A 13,454-nucleotide genomic window follows, 5' to 3' on the forward strand; every position below is an offset into this window, starting at 1 on the left:
GGCGGTTTGTGTCAACGCCGAAAAAATCAGCCCAGGATGAGCTGCAGCGACCCCTGCAGCGCCCGGATCAGGTCGTCCAGCGCCTGCAGCAGCCGCTCGCTGCCCTGGTGCATGCGCTGGACCGCCTCGCCCGGCTCGGCCCGCAGGCCGCGCAGCAGCACCAGCCAGGCCTCGTCCACGGCCGCAAAGGCCGGCTGCAGCGCCGGGCTCGCCAGCGGCGTGCTGCGCACCGCGTCGTAGGCCTTGATGAACTCATCCAGGCCCGCGGCGAGGCCGGCGGTGTCATGGCCCGGCACGACCTGGGCCAGCAGGCCCTCCTTGGCCAGCCGCTGGCTCAGCAGCCGCAGCCGCGTGACCTGGGCCAGCAGGCCGACCGGCCGGGTGCCGGCGCGCTCGGACAGCCGCGCCACCAAGGCCTCACTGCTGTCCAGCAAGGCCTGCGCGGCCGCGTCGCTGCGCGCCAGGTCGGGACTGCGGCTGGCGAGCCCGCTTTCCAGTTGGGCCCAGGCGGCCGACACCGCCGCCAGCTCGGCGGCGAGGTCCTGGCGCAGCAGTTCCCCGAGGCGGGCGAGGTTGCCCCGCACGCGGTCAACCGAGGCATCCAGCAGCGCCTGGGCCTCGCGACGCTCAGGCGGCGTCAGGCGCGGCCACAGGCGCAAGGCCTGCAGCTTGACCAGGCGTTGGGCCAGCATGCGTTGGGCGCCGGCGCGCTCCAGCGCCTCGGCGAGCTCGGCGGTATGCACCACGCCCCGGGCCACCTCGGGCAGCTTGGACTGGGTCTGCATGGCCGTGCTGCGCAGCAACGCGAAGGCCGCGGCCTCGTCGATGCCGCGCGCCTGCATCAACAGGCCCTTGGCCCGCTCGGTCCATTTGCGCTCCTCCAGTTGCGCCTGCACGGCCTGCTCGCGCGTGGCCAGGCGGCTGGCCACGCCGCTCAACCAGGGCAAGGCCTCGGCCAGCAAAGCCGCCGGCACGTCGGCGGGCAGCCACTGCATCACGCCGCGCGCGGTCAGGGCCGCACGTTGGCTGGCCGTGGGCGCCGGCGACAGCAGCAGCACCGGGCTGGCGAAGGGCGTGGAGGCCTCACACCAGGCCGCCAGATCCTGCACGGTCGGGCAGTACAGCAACGCTGACGCCGCCGCCGCGGCAGCGCCGGTCAGCGCCTCTGCCGGCCTCAATGTCCAGCCCGCGGCAGACAGCGCCTGCGCCTGCGGCGGCAGCGTCGGGCAGCACAGCAACAGCCAGGGGTCGGGAGCAGCGCGAGTCGAGGCGGAGTCAGGCATGCGCCCAAGTATCCGGTCAACACCGCCTGGCCCGGCGCCGCATGACTTCGGACGTCACGCAGCGCGCCTTTTTGGGGCGAACGCACCCGCACCGGGCCTGAAAACGCTTCGGCGTGGGGCGTTGCAGACGCTTTTTTGCGTCGCAACCGGTCTGGAGGCCAGCCTCATCGCTGGCACATCGCTTGCGATGCAAGCACCGGACCAGGAGTGATGCATGAAGAAGTTGAAGCTCGTGATGGTGGGCAACGGCATGGCCGGCGTGCGCACGCTGGAAGAGCTGCTGCGCCTCGCCCCCGGGCTGTACGACATCACCGTCTTCGGCGCCGAGCCGCATCCGAACTACAACCGCATCCTGCTGTCGCCCGTGCTGGCGGGCGAGCAGACGCTGGACGAGATCATCCTGAATCCGCTGTCGTGGTACGACGCGCACGGCATCACGCTGCACCTGGGCTGCCCCGTGACCCACATCGACCGCGTGCGCCGCGAGGTGGTGGCGGCTGACGGCACCACAGCGCCGTACGACCGCCTGCTGATCGCCACCGGCTCAACGCCCTTCGTCCCGCCGGTACCCGGCAAGGAGCTGGCCGGCGTGCTCGCCTACCGCGACATCGCCGACACCCAGGCCATGATCGATGCCGCCACGCGCTACCGGCAGGCGGTGGTGATCGGTGGCGGCCTGCTCGGCCTGGAGGCGGCCAACGGCCTGATGCAGCGCGGCATGCAGGTGACCGTGGTGCATCTGTCCGACACCCTGCTGGAGCGCCAGCTGGACCGCGAAGCGGGCGCGCTGCTGCGCCGGTCGCTCGCCGAGCGGGGCCTGCAGTTCATGCTGGGCGCCCAGACCCAGGCCTTGCTCGCCCACGACGCCGGCCCGTCGGCCGGCCGGGTGCGCGCGGTCCAGCTGATGGACAGCGCAGGCCGCCGGGTCGAGCTGCCGGCCGACCTCGTCGTCGTGGCAGCGGGCGTGCGGCCCAACACGGCCCTGGCCGACGCGGCGGGCTTGCTGTGCCAGCGCGGCATCGTCGTGACGGACACGCTGCAGTCGGTCACCGACCCACGCATCTATGCCGTCGGCGAGTGTGCCGCCCACCGCGGCATCGCCTACGGGCTGGTGGCGCCGCTGTTCGAGCAGGGCAAGGTCTGCGCCACCCACCTGGCGCAGATGGGCATCGGCCGCTACCTGGGCTCGTCGGTCAGCACCAAGCTGAAGGTGACCGGGATCGACCTCTTCAGCGCGGGCGACTTCAGTGGCGGCCCGGGCACCGAAGAGATCACGCTCAGCGACCCGCACACGGGCGTCTACAAGAAACTCGTCATCCGGGGCGACCGGCTGGTGGGCGCCTGCCTGTACGGCGACACGGCGGACGGCAGCTGGTATTTCCAGCTGCTGCGCGAGGGCCGCACGATCGCGGGCATCCGCGACCAACTGATGTTCGGCGAGGCCGCCGCCGGCCTGGCGCAGCCATGAGCCGCACGTTTTTTCACGGCGACGGACGCCGGGGACGAGACCTGGAACGAACCGTGCATACCAAGCGTCGAGTCGGACTCGATCCTTGGCAGCGCAAGCTGCCCGATGACGGGGCCGGACGCCAGGTGCAGCGGGCATCACGGGCGTCCTGCCACGGCGCCGAGAGGGGGTCGGGAGCCGATTTCGAGCCGGCGTGGAGGGTGATCTGCGCGGGCTCGGCCCGTTCAACCTCTGAACCGTCCTCCTGGAGCGCCCGAATGCAGTCCTCGCGTCGCCATCTGCTGTTGTCCGCCACCCTTGCCGCCCTGCCCCTCGCCGGCCACTGCCAGGCGCCGGCCCCGTGCGCCACGCCCAGTCTTGGTGCGCTGAGCCAGCGCATGGGCAAGGCCTGGCTGTGCACCGCCGACAACCGGCTGGCCCCGACGGCGCGCCAGGTGCTGCAGGACAGCCAACTCGCCTTCCAGCAGCAGTTGGTGCAACTCGGCCGCGCGGTGGAAAACCCCGAGCAGGCCGGCGGCCTGCGGGCCCTCGCCCGCCGCTACGAGGACTACCAGACCCTGCTCGCCGGCCGGCCTGATGCCGACAGCCACCGCGCCCTGCTGGCCACAGCCAACGAGATGCTGACCTTGGCCCAGCTGGCCAGCGGCAGCCGCGCCGGCCTGCCCTGGCAAGCCCGGTTGGCCGCGCGCCAGCGCCTGCTGTCCCAGCGCATCGCCCTGCTGGGCCTGGCCAACGCAGACGCCGCAGCCACCCGGCGCGAGCGCCAGAGCGCCATCTACGAATTTGAAGCCGGCCAGCAAACCCTGCGCGAGGCGGGCGGCTCGGCCCTGCGCCCCTTCCTCGCCACCGCCGACGCGGCCTGGACGCCCCTGCGCGACGCCGCCGGGGCCGGCCAGCCGGCCCCTGTCTTCAACGCCAGTGAGCGCCTGCTCGCCGTGATGGAAACCGTCACCGAGCACTGTTCACGCATCACCTGACCCCGCATGGACTTGACCCGCCTTGACGCGCTGCCCCGGCCTCCTGCAGCCGCCCCCTGGACAAGATCATGAGCGAGACCCGGTCCACCTGCCCGTATTGCGGCGTCGGCTGCGGTGTGGTCATCGAACATGACGGCCAGCAGATCACCGGCGTGCGCGGCGACCCCGAGCACCCGGCCAACTTCGGACGGCTGTGCACCAAAGGCACCAACCTGCACCTCACGGCATCGCCGGTGGTGCTGCAGCACCAGCGCCTGCGCGAGCCGTTCAAGCGCGCCACTCGCGGCGCCGCGCCGCAAGCACTGACGTGGGATGACGCCAACCGCGAGATCGCCGACCGGCTGCTCGCCATCCGCGCCACCCATGGCCCGGAGGCGATCGGCCTCTACATCTCCGGCCAGCTGCTGACCGAGGACTACCACGCCTTCAACAAGCTGGCGCGCGCAGTGATCGGCACGCCGCACATCGACTCCAACTCGCGGCTGTGCATGAGTTCGGCGGTGGTGGGCTACAAGCAATCACTGGGCGCCGATGCGCCGCCCTGCAGCTACGAAGACATCGAGCAGGCCGACTGCGTGCTCGTCAGCGGTGCCAACCCCGCCTGGGCCCATCCCATCCTGTTCCGCCGGCTGGAGGCGGCACGCGCCCAGCGGCCGGGGCACAAGCTGATCGTCATCGACCCGCGCCGCACCGAGACCGCCGAGCTGGCGGACCTGCACCTGCAGATCCGCCCTGGCACCGACGTGGCCCTGTGCCACGGCCTGCTGCACGCCATGATCCGGCGCAGCTGGACGGCGCCCAGCTTCATCGAGGCCCACACCGAGGGCTTCGACGCACTCAAGACCCTGGTGCATGACTGGATTCCTGCGCGAGCCGCACAAGTCTGCGGCGTGCCGGAATCCGACATCTGGCGCGCCGCCGAATGGTTCGCCACGTCGCCCGCCTCGCTGAGCCTGTACTGCCAGGGCCTGAACCAGAGCAGCAGCGGCACCGCCAAGAACACGGCGCTGATCAACCTGCATCTGGCCACGGGGCAGATCGGGCGCGCGGGGGCCGGGCCCTTCTCCCTGACCGGCCAGCCCAACGCGATGGGCGGTCGCGAGAGCGGCGGCATGGCCACGCTGCTGCCCGGCCACCGGGACCCGGCACGGGCGGGCGACTGGGCGGAGATCGCGCGGCTCTGGGGTGTCGACGCCGCCGACCTGCCCGGCCACCGCGGCCACACCGCGGTCGAGATGTTCGAGGCAGCCGCACGCGGCGAGATCAAGGCGCTGTGGATCGCCTGCACCAACCCCGCCCAGTCCATGCCGGACCAGGCCCTGGTGCGCGCGGCCCTCGAACGCTGCGAGCTGGTCATCCTCCAGGAAGCGTTCGCCCACACCGCCACCGCACGCTATGCCGACTACCTGCTGCCCGCCGCCACCTGGGGCGAGAAGGAAGGCACCGTCACCAACAGTGAACGGCGCATCAGCCGGGTGCGCGCCGCCGTGCCACCGGCGGGTCAGTCGCGGGCCGACTGGCGCATCGTGCGGGACATTGCCCTGCGCATCGACGCCGGGCTGGGCCGCGCGCCGCGCCTGGCGGCGCAGACGGCCGAGGCGCTCTGGCTCGAGCATCGCGAAGCCACGCGGGGCCGCGACCTCGACATCACCGGCCTGAGCTGGGCCACGCTCGACCGCGACGGTCCGCAACAGTGGCCCTATGTCGACGGCGCCACCTCTCGGCTCTACACCTCGGGTCGCTTCGCCACCGACACCGGCCGGGCGCGATTCATCGCCCGCCCCTACCAACCGCCTGCCGAAGACACGACCGCCCAGCACCCCTTCTCACTGACCACCTCGCGGCTGCGCGACCAGTGGCACGGCATGAGCCGCAGCGGCAGCGTGCCCCGGCTCTTCGCCCACCAGGGCCGCCCGCAGGTGCGCCTGCACCCCGATGACGCGGCACGCCGTGAACTCGCCGAAGGCGCCCTCGTGCAGGTGCGCTCGGCCCGCGGTGAACTCGTGCTGCCGCTGCAGCTCGATCAGAACGTCGCCACCGCCTGCGCCGACATCCCGATGCACTGGGGCGAGGAGTTCATCGGCGCCCAGCGCGGGGTCAACGCCGTGACCCAGGGCGCTTTCTGCCCGGACTCCAAGCAGCCCGAACTGAAGTTCAGTGCCGTGGCCATCGAGCCGGCCGACCTGCCCTGGCGGCTCACCGCCTGTGCCTGGGTGGCGGCCGATCAGGGTGCGTCCCTGCGCAGCCATCTGCGTGCGTTGATGCCTCATTTCGCCTATGCCCACTGCCTGCCAGAGCCGGGCCCTGACGGCCTGGTGGGCTGGTGCTTCGAGGCGGCTTCGGCCCAGGCACCGGCGCCTGAGCGGGTGGCTGCCCTCGTCGCTGCCCTCGGCCTGGACCAGCCTGAGGTGCTGCGCTACACCGACGCCCAGCGCGGCCGGCTGCGCCTGCTGCGGCGGGCTGCCGAGGGTGGGCAGGCGGCCCCGTTGCAAGCCCTGCTCCGGGTTGGCCCGCACGACGAGGGCGCTTGGTTGCTGGACCTGTGGCGCAGTCGCCAGCCTGCCGCATCGGCGGGACGCTGGCTGCTGTCGCCCAGCGCGCCGCCCACCCACATGCCGACGGCCAGCCCGCAGGTGTGCAACTGCTTCGATGTCCGTGAGGACGCCATCCGCCTGACCTTGTCGCACTGCAGCGGCAGCCCCAGCGAACGACTGGCCCAGCTGCAGGCCGAGAAGCGCTGCGGCACGCAGTGCGGCTCCTGCCTGCCCACGCTGCGCCGGCTGGTCGCCACCACGCCCGAAGAGGTCCCCGCATGAACCTGCACCCTGTCAGCCTGGTCGGCGCCGGCCCCGGCGACCCGGAGTTGTTGACCGTGCGCGCCCTGCGACGCATCGAGGCGGCCGATGTCGTGCTGGCCGACGACCTCATCGATCCGCGCGTCCTCGCGCTGGTGAAGGGGCGCCTGCTGCGCGTGGGCAAGCGCGGCGGCTGCGTCTCGACGGACCAGCACTTCATCCACGCGCTGATGATCCGCGAGGCCCGTGCAGGCCATCGGGTGGTACGCCTCAAGGGCGGCGACCCTTTCGTCTTCGGCCGCGGCGGTGAGGAGGTGGATGCCCTGCGCGACGCCGGACTCGACGTGGAGGTCGTGTCCGGCCTGACCAGCGGCATCGCCGGCCCGGCTGCGGTCGGCATCCCGGTCACCGACCGGCGCGCGACGCCGGGCGTCATCCTCGTCACCGGGCACCCCGGCGAGGGTCGCAGCGAACCCGACTGGGCGGCCCTCGCCCGCACCGGCCTGACCCTTGTGATCTACATGGGCGTGGCTCGCGCCGCAGACATCACCGCCCGGCTGCTGGCCGCCGGGCTGCGGGCCGACCTGCCGGCGGCGGTGGTCAGCGCCGCGCATACCGAGCGACAGCGGCATGCGGTGACGACGCTGGCCCGCCTGCCCGACTGCATTGCCGAGCAGCGCTTGACCAGCCCGGCCCTCATCGTGGTGGGCGAGGTGGCGGCCCAGGCCGATGCGGCCCGGCTCGGCGCGTTGGCCGCACCGCCTGAAGCGCAGGTTATGGCTGGCTGACACCTTGGAATGACCGGTTCCGCGCGGCCGTCCCCCTCAGGGGACAGGTCGCAAAACCGGACATGCGCTCATCCTTCACTCGAGGATGGTTTGCCCGCGCGGATCGCCACACACTGCCGGCCCCTGTCACATGGAGGCCCACATGAAGTTCCCTTCGCCTGCCGCAGCCGCCGCACCCGGCGCTGCCCAGGCCCAGATCACCACACCGGCAAGCCCCCGGGCCGCGATCCTGCGGCGTGATCTGGCGTTCCTGTTCCCTGCATCGCCCACCTCTCGTTTCCGGCCTGCCGGCGTTCCGGCATGGCGAGCTGCCCCGCTTGGAGGAACTGCGCGATGAGCCTCAACTGACCCCGAGCCGGCCGTGGCCTGTCCCTTGTGCGTGACAGGCCCGCCAAACCGGACATCGACACGTCCTACCTCCGTGGATGGCATGCCGGCGCAGGCTTGCGCACACTGCCGCCATCGCCGACCCGGAGGTCCCATGAAAGCACTGTTCCTCGCCCTGCCCCTGGCCCTGCTGACGGCCACGGCCCAGGCCACCGTGATCAACATCGATGCCAGGGAATTCGGCTTCGCCTTCCCCACCGACCCGGCGCCGGAAGTCGGCCAGCTCATCACCCCGATCACCAACCCGCCAGGCGGGCCGCTGTTGCAGCTGACGCTGGAGCCGGGCACCTACGTGATCCGCAACGCCACCGGCATGTCGGGCGCCGACCCGAACTTCATCGGCTGGAACTACAGCAGCGGCTGGGTGTGGAGCGTGGTGGTGTCCGACGCGGCGACGAACCAGGTGGTGTACTACGCTGACCGCGGCGGCGTGCAGGGCACCCAGGCCTCGATCGCTGCGCAGCCCGATGTCCAGTCCTTTCAGGACACCTTCGTGCTGACCCAGGCCACCACGCTGAACTTCATGATCCGCGACTACTACCTGCCGGACAACGCCGGCGGCGTGGCCGTGGACGTGAGCCTCATTTCCAGCGTCCCCGACGCCCCGACGCCCGCCCTGCTCGCCCTGGGCCTGGCGGCCATGGGCCTGCGACTGCGCGGGCGCGGCCGCCTCAAAGCCTGAAGCTGCTGACGATGCCCGCCAGCCGCACCGCCTGCTCCTTGAGCGACTGCGCGGCCGCGGCAGACTCCTCCACCAGCGCCGCGTTCTGCTGCGTCATCTGATCCAGCTCCGACACGGTGCCGTTGACCTGGGCAATGCCCTGGCTCTGCTCCATGGCGGCGGCGCTGATCTCACCAATGATGTCGGTCACGCGCTGCACGGAGCCGACGATGTCGGTCATGGTGGCGCCGGCGTCATTGACGAGATGCGTGCCGGCCTCGACCCGCTCCACGCTCGCGCCGATCAGCGCCTTGATCTCGCGTGCCGCCTCGGCCGAGCGCTGGGCCAGCGAGCGCACCTCGCCAGCCACCACGGCGAATCCGCGCCCCTGTTCGCCGGCGCGCGCCGCTTCGACGGCTGCGTTCAGCGCCAGGATGTTGGTCTGGAAGGCGATGCCGTCGATGGTGCCGATGATGTCGGCGATCTTGCGGCTGGCGTTGTTGATCTCACCCATGGTGCTGACCACGCGAGACACCACCTCGCCGCCACGGCCGGCGGTCTCGGCGGCGGCACCGGCCAGTTGCTTGGCCGTCATGGCGGCATCGGCGCTCTGGGTGACCGTGCCGGTGAGCTCGGTCATGGAGCTGGCGGCGTGCTGAAGGCTGGAGGCCGTCTGCTCGGTGCGCTGGGACAGGTCCATGTTGCCAGTGGCCACCTCGGCCGACGCGACCTGGATGCTCTCCGCCGACTCTCGGACCTGCCCGACGATGCCGGCCAGCGAGCGTTGCATGGTCGACAACGCCTGCATCATCTCGGCCGACTCGTCGCTGCCCTGCACCTCCAGCGTGCGCGACAGGTCACCGCTGGCCATGTTCTCGGCAAAGCCCTTGGCGCGCAGCAGCGGCTCGATGATGGAGCGCGAGATCTTGAACGCCAGCAGGCCGCCCACCACCACGCACACCCCGAAGGTCACGATGAGGCCGGCGAACAGGCCCGAGACCAGGCCGGTAACCTGCGCGAAGAGATCGTCGCCCCGCTTCTTCAGATCGGCCTCGATGCCGGCCAGCATGGCCAGCGCCGGGTCGTAGCTGGTGTCAGCGGCCTTCATCTCCTCCTGTGCGCTCTGGGAATCAGGGAAGCTGTCGGCCACCAGCTTGTCGGCGACCGGCTTCACGGCCTTGCGGTAGTCGTTGACGAGACCGCGGAACTTGGCGAGGTTGTCCTTGCTCTGGGGCTCGGTGGCCATGGCGCCGAAGTCGTCCATGGCCTTGTCCAGGCCCGCCTGCGCGGCGTCCCAGTCCTTGCGGGCCCGTGCGAGCCCCTCCTTGTTGAAGATGGCCGCCACCAGCGTGGACGTGGCGGTCTTGCTCTGCAACAGATGCGTGCGCGCCGCCATCGAGATGTTGGACGCCGGGATCAGCTTCTGGGTGATGCCACGCAGCGCCTTGTCGGACACATGCAGCCCAAAGCCGCCGATGCCCACGAGCAGGGCCGTCATCAGCAGGATGACGCCAAAGGCCAGGCGCAGACGGGTGCGGATCGAAAGACGGCGCAGCATCGGGGGCTCCTCGCAAGAAATGGGGCCGATCGATTGAAACAGAAACCCGGAACAACCCGATACAAATGCGCTGGTAGGCTCGCGCCATCGTTCACACCTTCGACCCGCCACGGCGCCCACCATGAGCTTTCTGGCCATCGACATCGGCAACACCCGCCTCAAGTGGGCCGTCTATGCGCAGGACGCGCAGCCGGGCAGCGCACCGCTGCAGCACGGCGCGGTGTTCCTGGAGAACATCGACCGCCTGGCCGACGAAGACTGGCAAGGCCTGCCCGCGCCGAGCCGCATCCTGGGCAGCAACGTGGCCGGGGACTCAGTACGCCGTCGGGTGGAAGAACAGATGGAGCAGTGGGACCTGACGCCCCGCTGGGTGGTCCCGGGCGCCGAATGCGCCGGTGTTCGCAACGGCTATGACCACCCGTCACGCCTGGGCGCCGACCGCTGGGTGGCGGTCATCGGCGCGCACGCCCATGCCGTGATGCGCGGCTTCACCGGCCCGGTGCTCACCGTCATGGTCGGCACCGCCGTGACCGTGGACGCCCTGGCCAGCGACGGCCTGTTTCTCGGCGGCCTCATCCTGCCCGGCCACGGCATCATGCTGCGCGCCCTGGAAGGCGGCACCGCCGGCCTGCGCGTGCCGACCGGCGAAGTGCGCGACTTCCCCACCAACACCAGCGACGCCCTGACCACCGGCGGCACCTTCGCCATCACCGGCGCCATCGAGCGCATGCACCGCCTGCTCACCAAGCGCGAGGGGCGCGAGCCCCTGCTCTTGATGACGGGCGGCGCAGGGTGGAAGGTCGCGCCGGCGCTGGATTCACCGCATGAGCTGGTGGAGGGATTGATCTTTGATGGGCTGTTGGCGATCCAACAGACCCAAAACCTCACCCCGCCGGTACAGCCCATTCAGTATTGACCTTTGCGAGAAGCCTCTGCATGCGCGGATCCGCGGCCAGAGCATCGGCAAGGTGACGGGCCATGTAGGCTGATATGGGCAGGTCACTCGGCCAATGCAGGCCGGCTTTAACCCGATTCTCGGCAACCGCCTTGGCACGACCCCGATAGTCAACCAGCGCAACGGGACGCTCCTGCTCAAGCAGTTCCGCAAGCGTATAGGCCAACACGGCATGACCAGCTGGCAGCGAGGCATGCGCCGGAAAAAGTGGCTCCCCCGGCTGAATCGCAAGCTCAGGTGGATTGCGGTCCTGCCAAGGGCGGCTACGCCCCAGCATGAGCTTCAACTGGAACACATAGGGCCTGACCTCCCGCCGTACCCGTTCTAGCAACTCCATAGAGTTCGGCTTGCCCATCAGGTCATCCGTAGGCGTGCCAGCGATCACCGTCCGGAGTGCCGCGATATCGCTGGACTCCTGACGGATGCGACTCTTCTCAGCCTCGGTGAGCGGCACCGTTGGAAACAAGCTCCGCTCCCCGGCAGCCTTGCCGAGCTCGTCTGTAATCTGCGACTGCAGTCCTTCCCAAAGCGCGCGCAGGTTGTCCTGACTCAGCCAGAGGCCCGGATCCCTGGTGCCCTTACGAGCAATCTCAAGATAGTCTGATCTCCACTGATCCTCCCGGAACCCGCCGAAACCTCCCGGCAAAGTGAACTTCTTCATTTGCACGCCAACAGGCGCCTCAGATGCCCCAGGCTGCTCGTAGCGCAGCAGAGCGCAATGAACGGCATCGCTGCGCCATGCCTTGCCGGCCGACGTGTGCAGCCACTCGATGGCCTCCTGGCGAGTACCCACGAACTGGATGACTTCAAACGACACACCTCCATAACCGGAGTAAATAGAGTCCACACTCCAAGCGCCGTAGACCGCGCTGGAAGCAATGATTCGCTTGAATCCAGCGTCACAGCACTCCACGACGGTCGCCTCCCTCGTCAACGTCGCCTGCAGCGTCGCCGCCTGAAACGGCGGTCGATCCCCAGACATGAAATTGAGCTGGCCGGCCACTGAACTGCAACGCGGCTCGCTACAAGGTGAGCTGATCGGCCCTGGCTTGTCGTCCATGACCGTCTTGATCCACGCATAAGACTCTCTGCTCTCTTCCATGGTGATTGCTCCTTGCAGTTAGATGGCTCGGGCATTCAGCAATGCCGCTAGCAGGCTAACAACTGGCAACATTCCGCACCATGGGCAATTCAGCTAGTGCTTTTGGATGGACCCGCAGGCGACTGCTCTCCATACCGGGGGCAGCGGCGATTTCGGGGTGCGCCCTCGGATCACGCCCACGCGTCATCTTCATTGGGGATGGCCCATCGAAAGAGTTCTTGCCCTGGAGGCAGTTCCGCGACGCGGTGATGTCGCAGCAGGCATCCTTACTGGACAAGGCGGACCTTCATTACCTGCAATGCCCCAAGCTGGATCACGCGCGCAAACGCCAACTCATTCGAAGCGAGGCGCAGCAGAGTGCAACCGTGCTGGTAGCGCCCTCAGGCAACTCGGCAGCAATGGCAGTAGAAGTTGCCCCCAGAACACCGGTGGTATTCGCGAGTTTCCTGGACCCGGTGCGCGCGGGCTTTGTACTGTCCAACCGCGTCCCAGGTGCTATGGCAACTGGCGTTTCCCTCGCCGACCGGCTGGACGGCAAGCGCCTGCAACTGCTGCAACAAGCATTTCCCGAGATACGACGGGTAGGCATCCTGACAGACCGATCCTGGCAGCAGCACTATGACGGCGAGAGCCGCGTGCTTGCCGAGGCCAGCGCGCTCGGACTCCAAGTGCAACTGCATATCGGAGAAACCGCTGACGACATCGGTCCGCTGATGGGCTCCGCACGGGCCGCCCGTCACCAAGCGTGGTACGTCATGCCGACCGACCTCGCTTACGTTGGAGAGTCGCGCATCAAGTCGAACCTACGCAGGCTGGGTGTACCGGCGATGTATTCGACACTTGGTGAAGTCGAGCGGGGCGGTGAGCTTGCCTATGCGGCTGATGCCAGCTTCGTTTACCCGACCCTGGCAGAACTCGTGAAACGCATCGTTGATGGCGAATCGCCAGGGCGAATCCCCATCGAGCGCCCCCGCCGCTTCCTTCTCATTGCCAGGTCCGATGCCCGGTGGCATACGCAACCTATCAACGCAAGGCTGCTTCAACGGGCCAACGTCATCTTCTGAGCTAGAGCGGTCCTGGATGCTCACCACCTTCTTACGTTCCTACAGACGGGGTTCACTCGCACGGCGATACCTTGGTCCTCTAAGCCTAGTCGCCTTGACCCTGCTGGTGGCCTCTGCCGCCTTGGAGATGTTCTTCGGCTACCGCGAAGCAAAGCAGCACATCACCCAAACCCAACGACTTCAAGCACAAGGAATGGTGAGGGAGATTGAGCAGTACCTACGGTTCATCGAGGACAGTTTGGCCGACACCACGAAGTTCCCCTGGGGCAGCCCGGGGTGGGACATGGATGCACGCCGCCAGGAATGGCATCGACTGCTGGTTGAATCGCCCCGGGTATCGCGGAGGCCCGTTGGTTTAAGTCAGACGGTCGCGGCCTGACCAGCGCGTTGTCGATGGTAGTTGGCCTCGAACTCGG

The 13,454-nt window shown here is 69.1% G+C and carries 10 protein-coding genes and 1 pseudogene; 8 read left to right on the plus strand and 3 right to left on the minus strand.

What is annotated here, in order from left to right; translation table 11 throughout:
- Positions 1-26 precede the first annotated feature (26 nt).
- Positions 27-1,283: an ANTAR domain-containing protein gene (locus CDO81_RS28545; protein WP_206602163.1), complete on the minus strand. Its 1,257-nt coding sequence runs from the start codon at positions 1,281-1,283 to the stop codon at positions 27-29.
- Between the two features lie 214 nt (positions 1,284-1,497).
- Here CDO81_RS28545 and CDO81_RS23595 point away from each other — a divergent pair.
- The 5 genes and pseudogenes from CDO81_RS23595 to CDO81_RS23615 form a co-directional block, all read left to right on the plus strand.
- A pseudogene (locus CDO81_RS23595) lies at positions 1,498-2,736 on the plus strand (NAD(P)/FAD-dependent oxidoreductase); the annotation flags it as partial.
- A gap of 272 nt (positions 2,737-3,008) precedes the next feature.
- Positions 3,009-3,728 (plus strand): hypothetical protein, encoded by a 720-nt coding sequence (locus CDO81_RS23600; RefSeq protein WP_088485705.1) that lies wholly within the window; start codon positions 3,009-3,011, stop codon positions 3,726-3,728.
- A 68-nt stretch (positions 3,729-3,796) separates the two neighbouring features.
- Positions 3,797-6,544: a nitrate reductase gene (locus tag CDO81_RS23605; protein ID WP_088485706.1), complete on the plus strand. Its 2,748-nt coding sequence runs from the start codon at positions 3,797-3,799 to the stop codon at positions 6,542-6,544.
- Positions 6,541-7,311: a uroporphyrinogen-III C-methyltransferase gene (gene cobA / locus CDO81_RS23610; protein WP_088485707.1), complete on the plus strand. Its 771-nt coding sequence runs from the start codon at positions 6,541-6,543 to the stop codon at positions 7,309-7,311. Before CDO81_RS23605 ends, cobA begins: the two co-directional genes overlap by 4 nt.
- Before the next feature lie 481 nt (positions 7,312-7,792).
- Positions 7,793-8,380 carry a hypothetical protein gene (locus CDO81_RS23615; RefSeq protein WP_088485708.1) on the plus strand — a complete coding sequence of 196 codons (588 nt, stop codon included), beginning with the start codon at positions 7,793-7,795 and terminating at the stop codon, positions 8,378-8,380.
- Here the strand turns inward: CDO81_RS23615 and CDO81_RS29185 are convergent.
- Positions 8,370-9,917, minus strand: coding sequence for a methyl-accepting chemotaxis protein (locus CDO81_RS29185; protein WP_088485709.1), 1,548 nt, complete (start codon positions 9,915-9,917; stop codon positions 8,370-8,372). The two genes, CDO81_RS23615 and CDO81_RS29185, sit on opposite strands and share 11 nt — an antisense overlap.
- Positions 9,918-10,038: 121 nt before the next feature.
- Here CDO81_RS29185 and CDO81_RS23625 point away from each other — a divergent pair, with 121 nt between their 5' ends.
- A complete protein-coding gene (locus CDO81_RS23625; protein WP_088485710.1) occupies positions 10,039-10,833 on the plus strand; it encodes a type III pantothenate kinase in 795 nt (264 codons plus the stop codon).
- Here the strand turns inward: CDO81_RS23625 and CDO81_RS23630 are convergent.
- Positions 10,802-11,974: a phosphatase PAP2 family protein gene (locus tag CDO81_RS23630; protein ID WP_088485711.1), complete on the minus strand. Its 1,173-nt coding sequence runs from the start codon at positions 11,972-11,974 to the stop codon at positions 10,802-10,804. The two genes, CDO81_RS23625 and CDO81_RS23630, sit on opposite strands and share 32 nt — an antisense overlap.
- Positions 11,975-12,192: 218 nt before the next feature.
- On the opposite strand from CDO81_RS23630, the gene CDO81_RS23635 reads away from it, so the two are divergent.
- On the plus strand, positions 12,193-13,038 hold the full coding sequence (locus tag CDO81_RS23635) for an ABC transporter substrate binding protein (RefSeq protein ID WP_158218402.1): 846 nt from the start codon (positions 12,193-12,195) through the stop codon (positions 13,036-13,038).
- Between the two features lie 94 nt (positions 13,039-13,132).
- Positions 13,133-13,417, plus strand: a complete 285-nt coding sequence (locus tag CDO81_RS23640) for a hypothetical protein (RefSeq protein WP_088485713.1) — start codon at positions 13,133-13,135, stop codon at positions 13,415-13,417.
- The last annotated feature ends 37 nt before the right edge of the window (positions 13,418-13,454 follow it).

Source organism: Roseateles puraquae (assembly GCF_002205845.1).
Classification (GTDB): Bacteria; Pseudomonadota; Gammaproteobacteria; order Burkholderiales; family Burkholderiaceae_C; genus Pelomonas; species Pelomonas puraquae.